General features: G+C 71.6%; 20 protein-coding genes. 4 read left to right on the forward strand and 16 right to left on the reverse strand.

Annotated features, from left to right (window positions below; all coding sequences use genetic code 11):
- Positions 1–33 precede the first annotated feature (33 nt).
- The 3 genes from HNP84_RS50195 to HNP84_RS50205 all read right to left on the reverse strand — a co-directional run bounded on the left by HNP84_RS50195 (position 34) and on the right by HNP84_RS50205 (position 2,932).
- A complete protein-coding gene (locus HNP84_RS50195; protein WP_185057257.1) occupies positions 34–1,614 on the reverse strand; it encodes an MDR family MFS transporter in 1,581 nt (526 codons plus the stop codon).
- A 134-nt stretch (positions 1,615–1,748) separates the two neighbouring features.
- The gene (locus tag HNP84_RS50200) at positions 1,749–2,369 is read right to left on the reverse strand and encodes a TetR family transcriptional regulator (RefSeq protein ID WP_185057258.1); all 621 of its coding nucleotides are present in this window, start codon (positions 2,367–2,369) and stop codon (positions 1,749–1,751) included.
- A 101-nt stretch (positions 2,370–2,470) separates the two neighbouring features.
- A complete protein-coding gene (locus HNP84_RS50205; protein WP_185057259.1) occupies positions 2,471–2,932 on the reverse strand; it encodes a VOC family protein in 462 nt (153 codons plus the stop codon).
- A gap of 131 nt (positions 2,933–3,063) precedes the next feature.
- Here HNP84_RS50205 and HNP84_RS50210 point away from each other — a divergent pair, with 131 nt between their 5' ends.
- Both HNP84_RS50210 and HNP84_RS50215 read left to right on the forward strand, forming a co-directional pair.
- Positions 3,064–4,062 (forward strand): helix-turn-helix transcriptional regulator, encoded by a 999-nt coding sequence (locus HNP84_RS50210; RefSeq protein ID WP_185057275.1) that lies wholly within the window; start codon positions 3,064–3,066, stop codon positions 4,060–4,062.
- Positions 4,063–4,274: 212 nt separating this feature from the next.
- Positions 4,275–5,135, forward strand: a complete 861-nt coding sequence (locus HNP84_RS50215) for a hypothetical protein (protein ID WP_221337762.1) — start codon at positions 4,275–4,277, stop codon at positions 5,133–5,135.
- Positions 5,136–5,189: 54 nt separating this feature from the next.
- Here the strand turns inward: HNP84_RS50215 and HNP84_RS50220 are convergent, their stop codons facing one another.
- The 4 genes from HNP84_RS50220 to HNP84_RS50235 form a co-directional block, all read right to left on the reverse strand.
- Positions 5,190–6,275, reverse strand: a complete 1,086-nt coding sequence (locus HNP84_RS50220; RefSeq protein ID WP_185057261.1) for a LacI family DNA-binding transcriptional regulator — start codon at positions 6,273–6,275, stop codon at positions 5,190–5,192.
- 303 nt (positions 6,276–6,578) lie between these two features.
- The gene (locus HNP84_RS50225; RefSeq protein WP_185057262.1) at positions 6,579–8,231 is read right to left on the reverse strand and encodes an extracellular solute-binding protein; all 1,653 of its coding nucleotides are present in this window, start codon (positions 8,229–8,231) and stop codon (positions 6,579–6,581) included.
- 27 nt (positions 8,232–8,258) lie between these two features.
- Positions 8,259–9,146 carry a carbohydrate ABC transporter permease gene (locus HNP84_RS50230; protein ID WP_185057263.1) on the reverse strand — a complete coding sequence of 296 codons (888 nt, stop codon included), beginning with the start codon at positions 9,144–9,146 and terminating at the stop codon, positions 8,259–8,261.
- Positions 9,143–10,078 carry an ABC transporter permease gene (locus HNP84_RS50235; RefSeq protein WP_246519641.1) on the reverse strand — a complete coding sequence of 312 codons (936 nt, stop codon included), beginning with the start codon at positions 10,076–10,078 and terminating at the stop codon, positions 9,143–9,145. The genes HNP84_RS50230 and HNP84_RS50235 overlap by 4 nt, the downstream gene beginning before the upstream one ends.
- A 253-nt stretch (positions 10,079–10,331) precedes the next feature.
- On the opposite strand from HNP84_RS50235, the gene HNP84_RS56630 reads away from it, so the two are divergent.
- Positions 10,332–11,345: a hydroxyacid dehydrogenase gene (locus HNP84_RS56630; protein ID WP_221337763.1), complete on the forward strand. Its 1,014-nt coding sequence runs from the start codon at positions 10,332–10,334 to the stop codon at positions 11,343–11,345.
- Positions 11,346–11,428: 83 nt separating this feature from the next.
- On the opposite strand, the gene HNP84_RS50245 is transcribed toward HNP84_RS56630, so the two are convergent.
- Both HNP84_RS50245 and HNP84_RS50250 read right to left on the reverse strand, forming a co-directional pair.
- Positions 11,429–12,601: an epoxide hydrolase family protein gene (locus tag HNP84_RS50245; RefSeq protein WP_185057266.1), complete on the reverse strand. Its 1,173-nt coding sequence runs from the start codon at positions 12,599–12,601 to the stop codon at positions 11,429–11,431.
- Between the two features lie 42 nt (positions 12,602–12,643).
- Positions 12,644–12,976 (reverse strand): nitroreductase/quinone reductase family protein, encoded by a 333-nt coding sequence (locus tag HNP84_RS50250; protein ID WP_185057267.1) that lies wholly within the window; start codon positions 12,974–12,976, stop codon positions 12,644–12,646.
- Between HNP84_RS50250 and HNP84_RS55760 the strand changes: the two genes are divergently transcribed.
- On the forward strand, positions 12,975–13,097 hold the full coding sequence (locus HNP84_RS55760) for a hypothetical protein (RefSeq protein ID WP_281396535.1): 123 nt from the start codon (positions 12,975–12,977) through the stop codon (positions 13,095–13,097). The genes HNP84_RS50250 and HNP84_RS55760 overlap by 2 nt on opposite strands.
- 16 nt (positions 13,098–13,113) lie before the next feature.
- On the opposite strand, the gene HNP84_RS50255 is transcribed toward HNP84_RS55760, so the two are convergent.
- From HNP84_RS50255 to HNP84_RS50280, 7 genes are all read right to left on the reverse strand, one after another.
- Complete coding sequence (locus HNP84_RS50255; protein ID WP_185057268.1) at positions 13,114–14,334, reverse strand: PucR family transcriptional regulator; 1,221 nt, start codon at positions 14,332–14,334, stop codon at positions 13,114–13,116.
- A gap of 74 nt (positions 14,335–14,408) precedes the next feature.
- Complete coding sequence (locus HNP84_RS54580) at positions 14,409–14,618, reverse strand: hypothetical protein (protein WP_246519642.1); 210 nt, start codon at positions 14,616–14,618, stop codon at positions 14,409–14,411.
- 12 nt (positions 14,619–14,630) lie between these two features.
- The gene (locus HNP84_RS54585; protein ID WP_246519643.1) at positions 14,631–15,005 is read right to left on the reverse strand and encodes a Na+/H+ antiporter NhaA; all 375 of its coding nucleotides are present in this window, start codon (positions 15,003–15,005) and stop codon (positions 14,631–14,633) included.
- 147 nt (positions 15,006–15,152) lie between these two features.
- The gene (locus tag HNP84_RS50265; RefSeq protein ID WP_185057269.1) at positions 15,153–15,566 is read right to left on the reverse strand and encodes a VOC family protein; all 414 of its coding nucleotides are present in this window, start codon (positions 15,564–15,566) and stop codon (positions 15,153–15,155) included.
- A 3-nt stretch (positions 15,567–15,569) separates the two neighbouring features.
- The gene (locus tag HNP84_RS50270; protein ID WP_185057270.1) at positions 15,570–15,983 is read right to left on the reverse strand and encodes a helix-turn-helix domain-containing protein; all 414 of its coding nucleotides are present in this window, start codon (positions 15,981–15,983) and stop codon (positions 15,570–15,572) included.
- 34 nt (positions 15,984–16,017) lie between these two features.
- The gene (locus HNP84_RS50275) at positions 16,018–16,563 is read right to left on the reverse strand and encodes a dihydrofolate reductase family protein (protein ID WP_185057271.1); all 546 of its coding nucleotides are present in this window, start codon (positions 16,561–16,563) and stop codon (positions 16,018–16,020) included.
- 216 nt (positions 16,564–16,779) lie between these two features.
- A partial coding sequence (locus HNP84_RS50280; RefSeq protein ID WP_185057272.1) for a heavy metal translocating P-type ATPase occupies positions 16,780–17,910 on the reverse strand: 1,131 nt, incomplete at its 5' end.

Raw genomic sequence — 17,910 nt, forward strand, 5'->3', positions numbered from 1 at the left:
GCGTGCCACGGCCCGCGGCCCGGTCTCCCCGGGCTACTTCACGGCCGCCGCCTCCTCCTGGGCCAGCCGCTCCGCGCCGGACAGGGTGCTGAGCGGCTTCTCCTTGATGAACAGCACGGCCACCAGCGCGAGCGCGGTCAGCGGCACGCCGATCAGGAACAGCTCGGCGGTGGCGGTGGCGTACACGTCCTGGACGACGCGGACCACCGGGGCGGGCAGCTTGGAGATGTCGGGGACGGAGTGGGGGTCCGCGCCCGATCCGCCCGCGGCCATCGGGCCGAGCCTTTCCCCCATCAGCGAGGTGATCCGGTTGGCGAGCACCGCGCCCAGGGCGCTGACGCCGACCGCGCCGCCCATGCTGCGGAAGAAGGTCAGCGTCGAGGTGGTGGCGCCCAGGTCGTGCGCGGGCACGTCGTTCTGCGCGGCGAGCACGAGGTTCTGCATCAGCACGCCGACGCCGATGCCGAGCACCGCCATGTACACCGACAGCAGGAGCGTGCTGGTCCGCCCGTCGATGGTGGACAGCAGGCCCATCCCGGCGAGCATGACGACGCCGCCGGCCACCAGGAAGCCCTTCCAGCGGCCCCACTTGGTGATGAGCTGGCCGGCGACGGTGGAGGAGATCAGCAGGCCGAAGACCATCGGCAGGCTCATCAGGCCCGCGATCGTCGGCGACTTGCCGAGCGCCACCTGGAAGTACTGCGACAGGAACACCGTGCCGCCGAACATCGCGACACCGACCAGCACGCTGGCCACGGTGGCGAGGGTGACCGTGCGGTTCCTGAACAGGGACAGCGGGATGATCGGCTCCGCGGCCCGCGACTCCACCCAGAGGGCCAGCGCCAGGACGGCCAGGCCGCCGCCCACCAGGCCCGCCGTCCACCAGGACGCCCACGCGAACTGGTGGCCGGCCAGCGAGGACCACACCAGCAGCGTGCAGACGCCCAGCGTGATCAGGAAGGCGCCCAGATAGTCGACCTTGACCTCCTTGCGTGTCACCGGCAGGTCGAGCGTGCGCTGCAGCAGGATGATGGCGGCGATCGTGAACGGCACGCCGATCAGGAAGCACCAGCGCCAGCCGAGCCACGAGGTGTCCACGAGCAGGCCGCCGATGAGCGGCCCCGCGACGGTGCCGACGCCGAACACGGCGCCGAAGATGCCGGCGTAACGGCCGAGCTCGCGCGGCGGGATCATGGCCGCCATCACGATCATGGCGAGCGCGCTCATGCCGCCCGCGCCGACACCCTGCACGACCCGGCTGACGATGAGGATCTCCACGTTCGGGGTGAGACCCGCGATCAGTGAGCCCACCACGAACAGGCCCAGCGAGAGCTGGATCAGCAGCTTCTTGCTGTAGAGGTCGGCCAGCTTGCCCCAGAGCGGCACGGTGGCCGTCATGGCCAGCAGCTCCGAGGTGACGATCCAGGTGTAGACGGTCTGCGAACCGTTCAGGTCGGTGATGATGCGCGGCAGGGCGTTGGCCACGACGGTCGAGGCCAGGATGGACACGAACATGCCCACCATCAGCCCGGACAGTGCTTGCAGCACCTTCCGGCGGGAGGTGGGGCCGGGAGGCGCAGCCGGGGGTTCGGGCTGCACGCTGGTGGTGGTCATTCTTCCTCTATCTCTTGGGCAGAAACAGGTGTCTCTTGGGCAGAAACAGGTGTCTCTTGGGCAGGGTCAGAGCTCGGTCGTCTGGAACGAGACGTCCGAAACATTCCGGCGAGCGCCGGTGGTTCGGGGGACCGTCAGTGAGCGGAGGGCCCGGGGTCGGGCAGCCCGGCGGCCAGCCGGGAGAAGGCGTCGTCGAGCAGATCGGTCAGCATCGGCTCGCCGCCCGCGGCGCTCCAGCGCATCAGCGCGACGCGGAAGGCCGTCATGGCCATGGCGGTGACGAGCTGGGCATGGCTCTCCGCGGCCGGACCGGCGCCGAGGCGCTCGACGACGGCGGCCGTCAGGGAGCGCTCGGCCTTGGTCCCGCCGGCGACGAGGCGCGGCAGCAGCGACGGATTCTGCTCGAACACCTTCAGGCGGAGCAGCCACTGCTCGCGCTGCCCCTGGACGCGCTCGGCCTCCTCGCGCAGCACCAGGCGCAACGCCTCAAGCGCGGGCGCGGCGGCGGGTACGGCCGCCAGCCTGGCCCGCAGATCGGTCTCGCCCCCCGGGTCCTCCCCCATGAGGGCGTCCTCCTTGGACGGGAAGTAGTTGAAGAACGTGCGGGAGGAGACGTCCACCGCTTCGGCGATGTCCTCGACGGTGACGCCGGCGAGGCCGCGCTCGGCGACCAGCCTGAGGGCGGCGCGCTCCAGCGCCGCACGGGTTTCGAGCTTCTTCCGGTCTCTCCGGCCGAGCTCGTCACTGCGGTCCACGGAGGGCACAACGTACGAGGTGGGGCAAAAATTTCAGACTATGCAATCTTTTAGAGCGCGAAGTGCGGAACCGTGGCCGCCACGACCACGGTCCGGCCACGTCAGTCCAGGCAGAACTCGTTGCCCTCGGGGTCGGTCATCACGATGAAGCCGGCGCTCAGCGGGGGAGCGGGCTCGTAGCGACGTACCCGCGTCGCTCCCAAGGCCACCAGCCGGTCGCACTCGGCCTCCAGCGCCGCCATCCGCTCCTCTCCCCGGAGGTCGGGAGCCACACGGACGTCGAGGTGGACGCGGTTCTTGGCGACCTTGCCCTCCGGCACCTGCTGGAAGAACAACCGCGGGCCGTGCCCGTCCGGGTCCTCGATGGCCGACCTCGTGTTGCGCTGCTCCTCAGGTACGCCGATCCCGGCGAGGAAGTCGTCCCAGGCGGCCAGCGGGTCGGCGTCCTCGGGCAGGTCGATCCCGGGCGGGCCGGGGTGGACGTATCCCAGCACCTCGCGCCAGAAGGACGACAGCGCCCGCGGGTCGTGGGCGTCGAAGGTGACCTGGATGTGGCGGCTCATCGGGTTGCTCCGTTCGCAATGGCCTTCGTGTGCAGGTGGACGCGCCGATGGTTCCAGCGGACCTCCATGCCGTCCACCCTGACACTCCTGGCGGACAGAATCGGTCCGCTATCTCTGGCAGGGTGGACGGCATGGACGTGGCGGGCGGTGACGGGCGCGGTACGACGGAGCGGGTGCTCACCCTGCTCGGGCTGTTGCAGCAGCGCCAGGTCTGGACCGGCCCCGAGCTCGCCGACCGGCTCGGCGTCACGCCGCGCACCGTACGGCGTGATGTCGAGCGGCTGCGCGCGCTCGGCTACCCGGTGCACGCCGTCCAGGGGGTCGGCGGCGGCTACCGGCTCGGCCCGGGACAGGACCTGCCGCCGCTGCTCCTCGACGACGAGGAGGCGATAGCCACCGTGGTCTCGCTGCTCGCCGGCGCCGGTGGCGGGGTCCCCGGCGCCGGCGACGCCGCGCTGCGGGCGCTGACCAAGCTCGACCGGGTGCTGCCCGCCCGGCTGCGGCACGAGGTGCGCGCGCTGTCCGGCTCGGTGGAGTCCTTCGGCGCGGGGCGTACGCCGATCGACCCCGAGGTGCTCATGACGCTGGCCAGAGCCTGCCGCGACGAGGTCGAGGCCGGCTTCGGCTACCCGTCCGGGAGCGAGGTGCGCCGGCGGCGGGTCGAGCCCTACCGCCTGGTCGCCTCCGACCGCCGCTGGTACCTCTTCGCCTACGACCTCGATCGCGACGACTGGCGCAGCTTCCGGGTGGACCGGATGACCGATGTGTCCGCACGGACCTGGCGCTTCCAGCCGCGTCCGGCGCCCGACGCGGCGACGTACGTCCAGGAGAGTGTGGCGAGCCGGGTCTATCCGCACCGGGCCCGCTTCCTCGTGCACGCGCCGGCCGGCACGGTGCGCGCGCAGATTCCGCCGTCGGCGGCCGTCGTGCGAGGGCGGGGGAGCGAGCGGTGCGAGGTGGTCAGTGGCGCTGACAGCCTGGACTTCGTGCTCATGCACGTGCTCCTGCTGGGGCACGACTTCGAGGTGCTCGACCCGCCGGAACTCAGGGGCCGCTGTCACGCCCTGGCGCAGAGGCTGCTGTCGGCCGGTTCGACGATCCCACCGCCGCCGGACGCGGAGGGGCCGTGAGCCGCATGCCGGGTCGGTCCGCACCCGTTCCGCGTCCGGATCCGGTACGCGACCCCTGGGCCCCCAGCGTTGACAGAGATCCCTGTATTACCTACCTTTTAAATAGGTAAAGGAGGAGGGGGATCATGAGCACGGCAATGGTGTTCGAACGTCCCGCCCTGGATCTTTCGCCGGGCCGGCTGCCCGCGGGATGCCCTGTGATCGTCCGCGGGATGGGTCCCGGGCTTCCCGGCCTGCTCGCGGAGCTGACCGAGGGGCGAGGCGGCAGGTTCGTCCGTGATCACGACGGTGAGACGGTCTATCTGCCCGGCGGCGGTGAGCCGCTGATCTACCTCGGTTCCGGACGCGGGGTGCCGTACCACGCCGCGATCGAGTACTCCCTGTGGGGCGACGGGGTGTCCGGGCCCAGGTTCGCCGCGCCCGAAGCGCTGCCGCGCGGCCCCGCGCACTTCCGGCGGCAGGTGTGGCCCCTGGTGGCCAAGGATCTCGCCTACGCCTACTACCGCGAGCTGCTCACCGCGCACCCTTCGCGGGCCCGGATGACCTGGGCCGAGTTCGAACGGGCCTACTCGGCGCAGGAGTGGGGGAGCGCGGCCATGCGGGCGCTGGTCAGGCGGGCGGTGCCGCGCTTCCCCGACCGGCTCGACCTGGACCGGCTCGATCGCCCGCTGGCCGGGATCAGGTTCGGCGACCACGCCGGCCTGCGGCGCTGGATGGTCGGCTACATCGGCGCCGACGTCGAACGGCGTGCCGACCCCGCCCACAGCGCCGACCTGGCCGTGGGGCACATGGCGCGCGCCGTGCGCGACGCACTGGCCGGGACACGCCATGCCGACCCGTGGCTGGACGGCTTCACGGCGTTCATGGCGGACGGCCCGCCCGGGGCGTGGCTTGAGGAGCTGCGGGCGCTGGCCCTCGCCGGGGTGGTGGTGTTCCTCGGCGCCGGCGTGCACGTACGCCAGGACGCGACGGGCGGGTGGCGGGCCGCGGGGCCGACGGTGCCCGGGGCGGTGCAGGCCCGCGCCCTGCTGGACGCCCGCGGCATCGTCGAGAAGCAGGAGGAGCACCGGTAGCCGCCGCCGCGTACGAGCGGATGAAGGCCGGCCGGCAGCGCGGGAAGATCGTGGTCAGGTCGTGGCGTCGGCGGGCCGGAGCGGGCGGACGGAATCGCGGACGATGATGTGGGTGCCGAGCAACACGTGTTGCGCCATGGCCATCTTGCCGGGGTCGCGTTGGAGCGCCAGGCGTACGGCGGTGCGGCCCAGTTCCTCGTGCGGAACGTGGACGGTCGTGAGGTCGATGTCGGCGGCGGGGGGCAGGTCGTCGAAGCCCACCATGGAGATGTCGTCGGGCACGCGGAGCCCGTGCTCGCGCAGCGCCTGGCGGGCGCCGGCGGCGATGAGGTCGTTGCCCGCGAAGACGGCGGTGAAGTCGGGCGGCCCGGCCTCCAGCCGCTGCCGGATCATCCGGTAGCCCTCGCTGCGCTCCATCGTCCCGTCGATTTCCAGGCCGGGGTCGTGGGGGACGCGGTGGTCGGCGAGGGCCCTGCGGTAGCCGGTGATGCGGCTGTCGGGGGTGGTGTAGCCGTCGCGGCGGCCGAGGAACAGGATGCGCCGGTGGCCGGCCGAGAGCAGGTGGCTGGTGATGGCGTAGGCGCCGCCGGTGTTGTCGTACTCGACGACCAGGGCGGGCACGTCGGGGCCGAGCGCCGGCCGGCCGCACAGGACGAGCTGCGAGCCGGCCGCGGCCAGGGCGCGGGCGTATTCGGTCATGCGCTGGCGGTAGGCCTCGTCGTTGACGACGTTGCCGACGAGGATCACGCATTCGGCGTGCTCCTGCCGCATGAGCTGGACCGTGGCCAGCTCGCGCTCGGGGTCGCCGCCGGTGGTGCCGACGATGCACAGCTTGCCTTCGAGCGCGGCCTGGGTCTGCACGCCTTGCGCCACGTGGGCGTAGTGGGGCGAGACGACCGAGTTGACGATGATGGCCACGCTGCGGCTGCTCGCCCCGGCCAGGCCGCGGGCGTTGGCGTTGGCCACGTAGTCCAGCTCGCGGACCGCGCGCATGACCTTGCTGCGGGTGGCGGGCGCGCTGGGGTAGGTGCCCGACAGGATCCGGGAGACCGTGGCGACGGACACGCCCGCGTGCGCGGCCACGTCGCGGATCGTCGCCGGCCGACGCCCCTCGCCGCCGCCCGCCGCACGCTGGGACATGCCACCTCCACCTGGCGGTGAAACATACTGGTAAACCGCTTACGCTGGTGATGCTTCCGCGTGGCCGCCACCGTGTCAAATCCTCGTCCGCGACCCCGCTCAGGGACGGCGATCCGCCCGAGCGATGTCCTGCGACGCGATCAATGGAAACGTATCCGACCCGCTGCCGGCCCCGCTGCGGGCCTTGCCGGTCGTGCAGCGATCTTCATCGGGTAAGCGGTTGCACAACCGGCCGCCTCATCGGTGCCACAGCCACGAGCGCGGGGTGCCGGACGAGCGGGCAGGGCCGCGCGGCGGCCGGCCTCACTGGGAGGCCGCGTACTCCTTGGCCAGTTCCTCGGCCCACTGGTCACCGCCGGCCTGCCGCCACTGCTTCACGATGTCCTGCCACGCCGACAGCGGCTTGCGGCCGAAGGCGATCGCGGCGATGCCGTCCCCCAGGATCTGGTTCATCTGGGCGCCCTTGCTCACCTGGGTGGCCGAGCGCAGGCCGTTGGCGGGATTGCCGACGCTGCCGGGCAGGCTCGCCTTCTGCCATTCGTGGACGGCCTTGGCGGTGTCCGGGTGGCCGGGCAGGTAGAGCACCGCCGGTGCGGCGCCGATGTAGCGGGTGGGGAGCGACAGGTTGCTCTCGGTCTCGAACAGGTCGGTGGTCTTGATGCCGTCCTCGTCCTTGGTGAAGTGCACGCCCTCGACGCCGTAGTTGGCCAGCTCGTACTCCTTCGTGCCGAAGGGGGCGCTGAGGTAGTCGCAGATGCGCAGGAGCAGCTTGATCCGCTCGGGGGCGGCCTTCTTGAAGGTCACGTAGCCGAACAGGCCGGCGCTCTGCCAGGGCGTGGCCTGCGGCCCGTACGGGTAGCCCATGTCGAGCTCGAACCTGTCGCCGATCTTGGCCAGGTTCGTGACGGACAGCGAGCCGAAGCCGTCCTGGATCGAGGCCACGGTGCCGTTGTAGAAGTGGCTCTGCATGTCGGTGGAGCTGACGGTGAGGCTGTCGGGGTAGACCGAGCGGGCCTCCACCAGCTTGCGCATGACGTCGAGCGCCTGCTCGAACTGTGGCGTGGTGATGGTGCTGACGAACCGGCCGTCCACGACCGACCAGGTGTTGGGGGCGCCGAGCGAGCCGGCGTGGTAGGTGATGCCGCCCAGGCCGCTGAACAGGGTCTTGAACCAGCCGAGGCCCCACTTGCGGTCGCCGCTGAGCTCCCGCATCGCGTCGAGGTACTGCTCGGTCGTCCAGTTCTTGGGGATGCCCGCCTCGTCCATGAGGGTGCGGTTGACGAACAGGCTGTTGGCCGGGGTGGGCCGCTCCAGCGGGACGCCGTAGATCCTGCCGCCGATCCGGCCCATGCCCTTCCAGGCGTAGGTCGGGATGTTGGCCAGGTTCGGGTACTGCTTGACGGCGTCGCCCGCCAGGTGGTCCGACAGGTCCGCGCACTGCGCCTGGATGAACTCCAGGGAGTGCGGCAGCGCGAGGTTGGTGAACATGATGATGTCCGGCAGGTCGCTGCCCGAGGCCATCAGCGTGGTCATCTTCTGGCCGTACTCGGGGTCGGGCACCACGGTGATCTGGAGATCGACGTTCAACGCCTTGTTGATGGCCTGCCAGTACCTGTTCTGCGCGAGCGGCGCGGGCGGCGGCCCGAACGTCACCACCAGCGCGGTCACCTTGGAGCCGTCGCCCACGGTGTCGGTCACCGACTGCGTCAGGGTCTCGGGGTACTTGAGGTAGAGCGGCTGCACGCCGGGGGCGTCGCCGGGGGCGTCCGGCTTCGGCCCGGCGAAGGGCACGTACGCGGGCCAGGGCACGAGCTGCTTGCCGGCGTTGGACACACCGCCGGACGCCCCGCCGCCGCCCCCGCTTCCGCAGGCGCTGAGCAGCGGTGCCGCGGCCAGGCCGAGCGCGCCCGCGCCCGCCATCCTGAGCAGGCCGCGACGACTGATCGTATTGTCCATGACGAGATCCTTCTGGTGGGGGGGTGTTCAGGCCTTCAAGGCCCCGGTGAGGACGCCCTTGGCGAAGTAGCGCTGCAGGAACGGGTAGACGCACACGATGGGCAGCGTCGCCAGGATGACGACGGCCATCTGCACGGACTGCGGCGAGGCGGTCGCCATCTCGCCCGCGGTCTCCGACAGGGAGGCGCCGCCGGTGACGTACTGGCGCAGGACGGTGCCGATCGGCCACTTGGTCTGGTCGTTGAAGTAGATGATCGCCTCGAAGAACCGGTTCCAGTACGCGACCGCGTAGAACAGCCCGATCACCGCGATGACCGCCTTGGACAGCGGCAGCACGACCTTGCGCAGGATGGCCAGCTCGCCGGCGCCGTCCATACGCGCGGCGTCGAGCAGCTCCTGCGGGATGGACTGGAAGAAACCGCGCATCACGACCAGGTTGAACACGTTGATCAGGAACGGCAGGATCAGCGCGGCGTACTGGTCGACCAGGCCGGTGCTCTGCACGACCAGGAACAGCGGCACCATCCCCGGCGGGAACAGGAAGGTGAACAGCACCAGCAGCAGCATCGGCTTGCCGCCGTAGACCTTCGGCCTGCTCAGCGTGTACGCCAGCCCGATGGTGCACACCAGGCTCAGCGCGGTGCCGATCACCGTGACCCCGGCGCTGACCATCAGCGCCCGGGTGATGATGCCGCCTTGCAGGATGTCGGCGTAGGCGTCGAAGGAGAACCGCTCCGGCCAGATCACCCAGCCGCCGTTGGCGATGACGTTCTCCGGGGCGGCCAGGCTGGTGGCCAGCACCGTCCACAGCGGGAAGATCACCAGCAGGACGACGACGGTCAGCGCCGCGGCCTTGACCACGCGCACGGCGGGGCTGGGGCGGCCCATCCAGGCCGGTGCACCGGTGACGCTCATGCCTTGTAAACCCCCTGCTCGCCGAGCCGGTGTGCGACCTTGTTGGCGGTGTAGATGAGGATGACGCCGATCACGCCCTTGAACAGCCCGACCGCGGCGGCGTACCCGAAGTCGCCGCCGGCGAAGCCGGTGTAGTAGACGAAGGTGTCCAGCACCTCGCCCACCTCGGGGCCGACCGACTGGCGCTGCAGGAAGAACTGCTCGAACCCGATCGACAGGAACTCGCCCAGCCGCAGCACCAGCAGCAGCACGATGACGGGCCTGATGGCGGGGAGCGTCACGTGCCACAGCCGGCGGCCCCACCCGGCGCCGTCGATGGCGGCGGCCTCGTACTGCTGCTCGTCCACCTGCGACAGCGCCGCCAGGAAGATGATGGTGGCCCAGCCGCACTCCTTCCAGATGAGCTGGGCGACCACCAGCGGCCCGTACGCGCCGGGGTTGCCGATGATCGAGATGCTGCCCGCGCCCAGGTCCGACAGCCAGCCGTTGACCACGCCCGCCCCGCCGAGCATCTGCTGGAAGAGCGCGATGACGATCACCCAGGACAGGAAGTGCGGCAGGTAGACCACGCTCTGCACGAACTTCCTGACCGTGTCGCCCACGATGCTGTGCAGCAGCAGCGCCAGGGCGAGCGGGGCGGGGAAGAAGAACACCAGTTGCAGCGTGGCGATGAACAGCGTGTTCGCGACCGCGTTCCAGAACTCCGGGTCGCCGAACATGCGCTCGAAGTGCGCCAGGCCGACCCACTCGCTGCCCGAGACGCCGAGGAACGGGATGTAGTTCTGGAAGGCCAGCACGTTGCCGAACAATGCGCCGTAGTGGAAGACCAGGAAGTACAGCAGGCCCGGCACCGCGATGACCAGCAGCACGCGGTCGGCCCGGATGCGGCCCAGTGGGCCCATGCGGGTCGCCGGGGTCGGTGTCTTCTCCATCGGCGGGCTGGTCGCTCCAGCGCCGCTGCGGACCCGCGTCATGCTCACGTGCTACGCCTCTCTCGCGGTGCCGAGCCCGAAACAGAATGTTCATCAAGATAAAACGCTTACATGACCTCGTCAATAGTCAGGATCTGGCTACTTGCCGCTACCGGTCCAGATCAAGGCCGGTGTGGTGCCGGGGCGGCTTCTCGTATAGTGAGCGTGATGCGGAACCGTTTACATCCGCCCGTCACTGATGGGAGTCCTCTTCGTGCCACGGCGACCCGTCGCAGTTTTCGCCATCGCCCCCTGGGCGTTCGGCGGCGTCTTCCCCGCCGACCTGCTCGCCCGGTTGCGGCAACTGGTCGACATCGACCCGACGACGACGTTCACCTCGTTCGACGGGCCCGCCGCTACCGCGGCCCTGGCCGAGGCGGAGATCCTGATCACCGGCTGGGGGTGTCCGCGCATCGACGCCGCCGTGCTGTCGGCCGCGCCGCGGCTGCGCGCGCTCGTGCACGCCGCAGGCACCGTCAAGGCCCACGTCGATCCCGTGGTGTTCGAGAGCGGAGTCGTCGTGTCGTCCGCCGCCGAGGCCAACGCCGTCCCGGTCGCCGACTACACCATCGCCATGCTCGTCCTCGGCGCCAAACAGGTGTTCAGCCGCGCCCGCCGCTACGCCGCCGCCACCGCCGGCACGCCCCCCGACTGGCTGGCGGGCGACGGCACCGGCCTGCACCACTGCACGGTCGGCGTGGTCGGCGCCTCCCGCATCGGCCGCCATGTCCTGCGTCGGCTGCGGCGGTTCGACGTCGAGGTCCTGCTCTACGACCCGTACGTGAACGCCGCCGAAGCCGCCCGGCTCGGCGCCGAGCCTGTCGGCCTCGACGACCTGTGCCGCCGCAGCCACCTCGTCACCGTGCACGCCCCCGCCCTGCCCGAGACCCGCCACATGCTCGACGCCCGCCGCCTGGACCTGCTCCCCGAGAACGCCGTCGTCGTCAACACCGCCCGCGGATCGCTGATCGACACCCAGGCGCTCACCCGCGCCTGCGCCACCGGCCGCATCTCCGCCATCCTCGACGTCACCGACCCCGAGCCGCTGCCCCCCGGCCACCCGCTCCTCGCCATGCCCAACGTCCTGGTCACCCCCCACCTGGCCGGCGCGCAGGGCCGCGAGCTGCGCCGCCTCGGCGATTTCGCCGTCGCGGAGGTGGATCGCCTGCTCAACGGCGCACCACTGGTCGGCCGCGTCGAGCCGGAGCACCTCCCGCACATCGCCTGATCAGGTCGTCCTCGGCGGAGCTCCGGCCGGAGGCGCGCCGGAAGCCGCTCACACCTACCCGCGGCACGTCCTGACCGGAGTCCTCAGCCTGCCGCCGCCCGGTAGGGGCGGAAGAACGCGCGTAGCTCCTCGGCGTAGAGCTCGGGCTCCTCGAACGGCGCGAAGTGGCCGCCGCGTGCGGGTTCGGCAACGTACACGACGTTCGTGGTGCGTTCGAGCCACGCCCGCGGCGGGCGGACGACGTCGCCCTGGAAGAGGGAGAAACCGGACGGGACCTCGACCCGGCGGGCGTGCTGCGCGGGTGGGATCGCGGCGTTCGCGTGGTACATGCGCATCGACGAGCCGATGGTCCCGGTCAGCCAGTAGAGCGTGACGTTCGTGAGGATCTCGTCCTTGGTGAAGCGCCGTTCGACGTCTCCGTCGCAGTCGCTCCACGCCCGGAGCTTCTCGACGATCCACGCGGCGAGCCCGGCCGGCGAGTCGGTGAGCCCGAAGGCGGCGGTCTGGGGCTTGGTGCGGTGCATGGCGGCGTACGCGCCCTCGGCCGCGCCCCAGGCCGCGACGCGCTCGAACCAGGCGCGCTCTTCGGGGGTGAGATCGGCCGGGTCGCCGGTGAAGACGGGCAGGCCCGCGTCGGTGCGGTGGACGGCCACGACCCGGCCGGGGTGGTCGAGGCCGAGGTAGCGGGTCACATGGCTGCCCAGGTCCCCGCCCGCCGCGCCGAACCGCGAGTAGCCGAGGACGCTCATGAGCTCGGCCCACAGGCCGGCGACGGCGATGGAGTCGAGCGGCGGGCCGGTGGGGCGGTCGGAGTACCCGTAGCCCGGTATGTCGGGCACGACCACGTCGAACGCGTCGGCGGGGTCGGCGCCGTGCGCGCCGGGATCGGTGAGGAGCGGGATGACCTTGGTGTAGCGCCAGAAGGAGTCGGGCCAGCCGTGGCTGAGGACCAGCGGCAGGACGGGCCCGGCCGGCGCGGCGGCCCGGGCGTGCACGAAGTGGATCCCGAGGCCGCCGATCCGGGCCCGGAAGCGGGGGAGCCGGGCCAGCGCCGCCTCCTGCGCCGGCCAGTCGAACCCGTCGGCCCAGTAGGCGACCAGCTCGCGCAGGTAGGCGAGGTCGGTCCCGAGAGACCACCCGGCCTCCTCGGGCGCGTCGGGCCAGCGGGTCGCGCGCAGCCGCGCGCGGAGGTCGTCGAGCGCCGCGGGCTCGGTCCGCGGGGTGAACGGCTCAAGGCGGGGCGGCGCGTCCGGCATGGCACTCACCCTACACGCGGCGCCCGGGCGGCCCGCCGCCGGTCAGACCCGTTCCAGGATCACGACCGGGATCTGCCTGCGGCTTCTGGCCTCGTAGGTACGGTAGACGGGGGCCAGCGCGGTCATCTTCCGCCACAGGCGGTCGCGTTCGGGGCCCTCGGCCGTACGCGCGCGGGCGCGGAACCGCTCGGCGAGGATCTGCACCCCCACGCCCGGATTGGCCACGACATTGAGGTACCAGTCCGGATGGGTGTGGGTGACGGCCGATCCGGAGGCGACCAGGATGTAGCGGCCGTCGTCCTCGCCGAAGAACAGGCCCGTGCGCAGCCACCGGCCCGACCTGCGGCCTTTGACGGTCAGGATCAGGTTGGTCATGCCTCACCTGGAAGGGCACGCCGCCGCCACGGCCACCGCCGACCCCCGGGCCATCGCCCTCGCGCTGGAGGGGAGCGCCGGGGCCCGCGCGCTGGCCGGGCACCACGCCCACGCCGAGTGAGCCCGTGATCGGGGCTCTACGTGGTGGCAGGCCGGGCGGCGCTCGTGGCGTCCTCCCCGGGCCAGCCCAGCAGGCGCGCGCCGAGGGCCGCCGTCTCGACCGCATGCCGCTGGATCGGGTTGCTCAGGTCGTATCCGGTGAGCCGCCGGACCCGCTCCAGGCGGTACGTCACCGTACGCACGCCGATGTGCAGGCGTTTCGCCGTCAGTGTGGCGACACCCCCGGTGGCGAAGTAGGCCAGCAGCGTTTCGAGCAGAACCCCGGGGCCGCCCCTGGACGCCCGCAGGGGGCCGAGCACGGACTCGACCAGTTCGGTGATCGCCGCGTTGTCCCTCAGGAGCACTTGCAGGACGAGCAGGTCCGCGGCGTACAGCACCCGCTCGGGCAGTTCCAGGCGGCGCGCGAACGACACCACGCCGCGCGCTTCCTCGAAGGAGCGGACGACACCACCGGGACCGGGATGGGCACGCCCCACGCCGATCCGGAGGGACCGCTCCCCGGCCATCACCTCCTCGGCAAGGGCGGCGAATGCCTCACCCACGCCTTGCACGTGACCGGAGGCCAGGCAGACCAGCACGCCGTCCTTCGTCGCGACCAGGATCTCGCGGGCGCCGAAGCGGGACGACAGACCCGCCTCCACGTGCCGGGCGACCGGGCCGCCATCGTAGAAGGGCTGATCCGCCTCGGCGACGGCCACGAGGTGGGCGCCGGCGAGCCGAAGCCCGAAGCGCTGCGCCCGCTCCGCGAGCGTGCCCAGATCGCCCCGCCCATGAAGCAGGTCGTCGATGAACTCCCGGCGCAGCGCCTCCTCGCGGCGGATCATCAGACGCTGGGCCGCCTCGTATCCCTCCACCAGCGCCGCGACCGAACGGTCGGCGGCTCGGAACACCGCCTCCCCGACGGAGCGGACGTCTTCCGCGCGCCTGCCCCGGACGACCCCGGGCAGGGCCGGCCAGGCCAGCCAGGTGGCGCTGAGGTGCACGTCGATGATCGCTCGCAACGGCACGCCGTCCCGTGCCGCCGCCTCGCCGCACTCCCGCATCCGCGACAGCGCCGCCGCGTCCAGACCCCGCCCGGTCATGCTGACCTCGGCCAGGAGGGGGAGGTATTCCCGCAGCCACAGGGAAGGCACGCCCCCGGCGTCCGCACTGGCGCGGGCCGCTATCCCCGCCAGGTCAAGGCCGTGGGCGGACTCGGCGGCTCGGCGCGAATGCTCTGCGTCCCAGTGATCCGTCATGCTTCCAGGTTCGCCGCCACGCACGTGCCCCGGCAAGAAGAAAGCAGATATACACCGACAAATCGGACTCCTGGTTACCGGCCATCGGCAATCGAGGCACCGGGCAGGTCCTGCCGCGCGTCGTCCCCGGGCCGAAGACGGCCCGCGGCGGCCTGGTAGACGTCCGGAACGGTGTCCCCGTCCCGATCCGCGGTCTCGGCCTCGTCGAGGCGCCGGTGGACACGATCGCGCAGCCGCAGGATCACCCCCGCCAGCAGCGCCGCGACCACGGAACCGGCCAGCACGCCCAGCGTGACCTAGCCGCCCCGGTCGCTCCCGGCGTCGAAGGCGAGCTCCCCGATGAGCAGGGACACCGTGAACCCGATGCCGGCCAGGATCGGCAGGCCCAGCACGTCGATCCAGTTCAGTCCCTCATCGAGGTGAGCACGCGTGAACCGGGCCACCAGCCAGGTGGCGGCCATGATCCCGACGACCAGGCCGGCGACGACGCCCACGGCGACCGGATCGGTCATGGCCGCGGCGGCGCCGCTCGGCCCGCCCACCTGCACACCGGCCGCGAGAAACGCGAAAAGGGGCGCCGGTGCGAGGCGCAGACGCAACGACACCGGGCCGACGGTGAACGTCCGAATCGCCTTGTACGTGCTTGACCAGGGGGAGTTCGCCCACACCATCGCCAGCGCCGCGCCGCCCAGCAGCAGGGCGCGACGCGGCGGGCCTCGGCCCAGGAGCCGCGGCCGAACAGGCGAGACGCACGACGCCGGGCGTCATACCGGCGAGCGGGCAATGTGAGGCCCCGTGGCCGGTGACGTCGCCCGGCGTCAGAACGTCTGGACCAGGCGGAACCGGTGGCCGAAGGGGTCGCGGAACATGGCGTCGATCCCGTACGGGCGCTCTTCCGGCTCCTCGATGAACTCGACTCCCACGCTCTTGAGCTCCTCGTACGCCGCCCGGCAGTCCGTCGTGGACAGGTGGAACCCGCCGCTCATCCCCTTGGCCACCAGTTCGAGCAGTTGCTCGCCGCTGCCGTCGTCCACCACCGGAGGCCGCGGGACGTTGAGGATGAACGAGACATCCGGTTGCCCGGGCGGGCCGATGGTCAGCCACCGGTAGCCGCCCATCTCGGGCATCGTGACGTCCTCGCGGACCTCCATGCCGAGCTTGGCGGTGTAGAACGCCAGTGCCTCGTCCTGGTCGGGCACCCACAGGTTGGCGTGCGTGAGCCGCAGGCGCATCGCTCAAGCCCTCCCCTTGGCACTCGCCGGACGTCCCCAGGCGCGCAGGACGCAACCGGGAACGCGAGCCCGGTGGAGGGCCGGCGAATACCTCGCCCGGTACGCCGTCGGCGACATGCCGAACGTCCGCCCGAAGCTCGTCGTGAACGCGCCGACGCTCCGCAGTCCCACGTGCGCGCAGATGTCGGTGACCGTCCGGTCGGTGGTCAGCAGCAGCGCCGCGGCCCGCTCCATCCGGCGGGTCAGCAGATATCGGTGCGGCGTTTCCCCGAAAGCCCGGCGGAACTCGCGGCTGAAATGAGCCTGCGACATGTACACGGCCCTGGCGATGTCCGCCACGCCCAGTGGCTCGGCATATCGGCTGTCCATCAGATCCTTGGCGCGCAGCAGACGCCTCTCCGTCGGGACGCTCCCCATGCGGGCAAGTATCGCGATGCGGCTGTCTTGCCCGCTACCCGGCCGTGTACGTCAGCGCCACGACGCCCGTGCCGAACGTCCGGCAGTCCAGGAGCCTGAGCGGAAGCTCGCCGAATCCGCCATCGAACAGCCGCCGGCCGCTGCCGACGACGATCGGGTTGACCAGGAGGCCGAGCTCGTCCACCAGCCCGGCGCGCAGCAGCGATCTGACCAGGGTGGGGCTGCCCGTGCTGAGGATGTCCGGTCCCTCGCCGTGCTTGAGCTTGGCCAGCTCGGCCACGGCATCGCCCTGGATGAGCGTGGAGTTCTCCCACTCGGCCTTCTCCAGGGTGGTGGACGCGACGAGCTTGGGCGTCTTGTTCATGGCGTCGGCCATCGGGTTGTCCGCCTGCGTCTGATGCGGCCAGAACGCCGCGAACCGCTCGTAGGTGTTGCGCCCCAGCAGCATGGCGCCGACCCCGGCGCGACGCCTGGCGAGCTCGGCGCCGACCTCGTGGTTGAAATAAGGGGTCTGCCATTTCTCCGGAGACTCGACCACGCCGTCCACGGAAATGAAGAGACCGCAAATGATTTTACGCATGATTTCTCCGCTGAAAACGGTTCGTCCCGATCCGGAATGAGGTTTCCATCGGGCGTTGCCGCATGTCAACGGCCTGACCTTCTCGAAAACTGCTCTGTTCGCGGCACCCGGCGAATGCTCCGGCAGCACCGGTGGACGGCGCCGGAGCCGCGCTGTGCTCACGCGGCCTGGCCGACACACCGCTACCGGAGCGGGCCGGGATGCGCGATCGGTGGGTCAGCGGAAGGTGCGCAGCCGCAGGCTGTTGCTGACCACGAACACGCTGGAGAACGCCATCGCGGCTCCGGCGATCATCGGGTTGAGCAGGCCCATCGCGGCCAGCGGCAGGGCGGCGACGTTGTAGGCGAAGGCCCAGAACAGGTTGCCCTTGATCGTGCGCAGTGTGCGGCGTGACAGGCGGATCGCGTCGGCGGCCACGCGCAGGTCGCCGCGTACCAGGGTGAGGTCGGACGCCTGAATGGCGGCGTCGGTGCCGGTGCCCATGGCCAGGCCCAGATCGGCCTGGGCCAGCGCGGCGGCGTCGTTCACGCCGTCGCCGACCATGGCCACGCTGCGGCCCTCGGCCTGCAGCCGCTTGACCACATCGACCTTGTCGGCGGGCAGCACCTCGGCGATCACCTCGTCGATGCCGACCTCGGCCGCCACGGCCTCGGCGACCGCCCGGTTGTCGCCGGTGAGCAGCACCGGGGTGAGCCCCAGCGCCCGCAGCCGGCGGATCGCCTCGGCCGAGGTGGGCTTGACCACGTCCGCGACCACCAGGACCGCGCGTGCCTTGCCGTCCCAGCCGACCGCGACGGCCGTACGCCCTGCCGCCTGCGCCGCCTCCAGGGCGCGCTCCAGATCGACCGGCAGATACTGGGACCACTCGGCGAGCAGCCTGGGCCGGCCGACCAGGACCGCGTGCCCGTCCACGATGCCCTGCACGCCGAGCCCTTCGACGTTGGCGAAGTCCTCGGGCGTCGGCAGGTCGCCGGCCCGCTCGGCGGCGGCGCGGGCGATGGCCTGGGCGATGGGGTGCTCGGAGGCGTGCTCCAGGGCTCCGGCCAGGCGCAGCACCTCATCGGCGTCCTCGCCCTCGGCCACGTGCGTGGCGACCAGGGTCATCCCGCCCTCGGTGACGGTGCCGGTCTTGTCCAGCACCACGGTGTCCACCCGGCGGGTGGACTCCAGCGCCTCGGGCCCCTTGATCAGGATGCCGAGCTGCGCGCCCCGGCCGGTGCCGACCAGCAGCGCGGTCGGCGTGGCCAGGCCGAGCGCGCACGGGCAGGCGATGATCAGCACGGCCACGGCCGCGGTGAACGCCGCCGCCGCGCCCTCGCCGGAGCCCAGCCAGAAGCCGAGCGTGGC

Source organism: Thermocatellispora tengchongensis (assembly GCF_014202315.1).
GTDB classification, from domain to species: domain Bacteria; phylum Actinomycetota; class Actinomycetes; order Streptosporangiales; family Streptosporangiaceae; genus Thermocatellispora; species Thermocatellispora tengchongensis.

Coding starts and splice junctions, on each gene's coding strand:
- HNP84_RS50195 (WP_185057257.1), bottom strand. CDS start 1,614: ATGACCACCACCAGCGTGCAGCCCGAACCCCCGGCTGCGCCTCCCGGC.
- HNP84_RS50205 (WP_185057259.1), bottom strand. CDS start 2,932: ATGAGCCGCCACATCCAGGTCACCTTCGACGCCCACGACCCGCGGGCG.
- HNP84_RS50210 (WP_185057275.1), top strand. CDS start 3,064: ATGGACGTGGCGGGCGGTGACGGGCGCGGTACGACGGAGCGGGTGCTC.
- HNP84_RS50215 (WP_221337762.1), top strand. CDS start 4,275: ATGGGTCCCGGGCTTCCCGGCCTGCTCGCGGAGCTGACCGAGGGGCGA.
- HNP84_RS50220 (WP_185057261.1), bottom strand. CDS start 6,275: ATGTCCCAGCGTGCGGCGGGCGGCGGCGAGGGGCGTCGGCCGGCGACG.
- HNP84_RS50225 (WP_185057262.1), bottom strand. CDS start 8,231: ATGGACAATACGATCAGTCGTCGCGGCCTGCTCAGGATGGCGGGCGCG.
- HNP84_RS50230 (WP_185057263.1), bottom strand. CDS start 9,146: ATGAGCGTCACCGGTGCACCGGCCTGGATGGGCCGCCCCAGCCCCGCC.
- HNP84_RS50235 (WP_246519641.1), bottom strand. CDS start 10,078: ATGGAGAAGACACCGACCCCGGCGACCCGCATGGGCCCACTGGGCCGC.
- HNP84_RS50245 (WP_185057266.1), bottom strand. CDS start 12,601: ATGCCGGACGCGCCGCCCCGCCTTGAGCCGTTCACCCCGCGGACCGAG.
- HNP84_RS55760 (WP_281396535.1), top strand. CDS start 12,975: ATGCCTCACCTGGAAGGGCACGCCGCCGCCACGGCCACCGCCGACCCC.
- HNP84_RS50250 (WP_185057267.1), bottom strand. CDS start 12,976: ATGACCAACCTGATCCTGACCGTCAAAGGCCGCAGGTCGGGCCGGTGG.
- HNP84_RS50255 (WP_185057268.1), bottom strand. CDS start 14,334: ATGACGGATCACTGGGACGCAGAGCATTCGCGCCGAGCCGCCGAGTCC.
- HNP84_RS54585 (WP_246519643.1), bottom strand. CDS start 15,005: ATGGTGTGGGCGAACTCCCCCTGGTCAAGCACGTACAAGGCGATTCGG.
- HNP84_RS50265 (WP_185057269.1), bottom strand. CDS start 15,566: ATGCGCCTGCGGCTCACGCACGCCAACCTGTGGGTGCCCGACCAGGAC.
- HNP84_RS50270 (WP_185057270.1), bottom strand. CDS start 15,983: ATGGGGAGCGTCCCGACGGAGAGGCGTCTGCTGCGCGCCAAGGATCTG.
- HNP84_RS50275 (WP_185057271.1), bottom strand. CDS start 16,563: ATGCGTAAAATCATTTGCGGTCTCTTCATTTCCGTGGACGGCGTGGTC.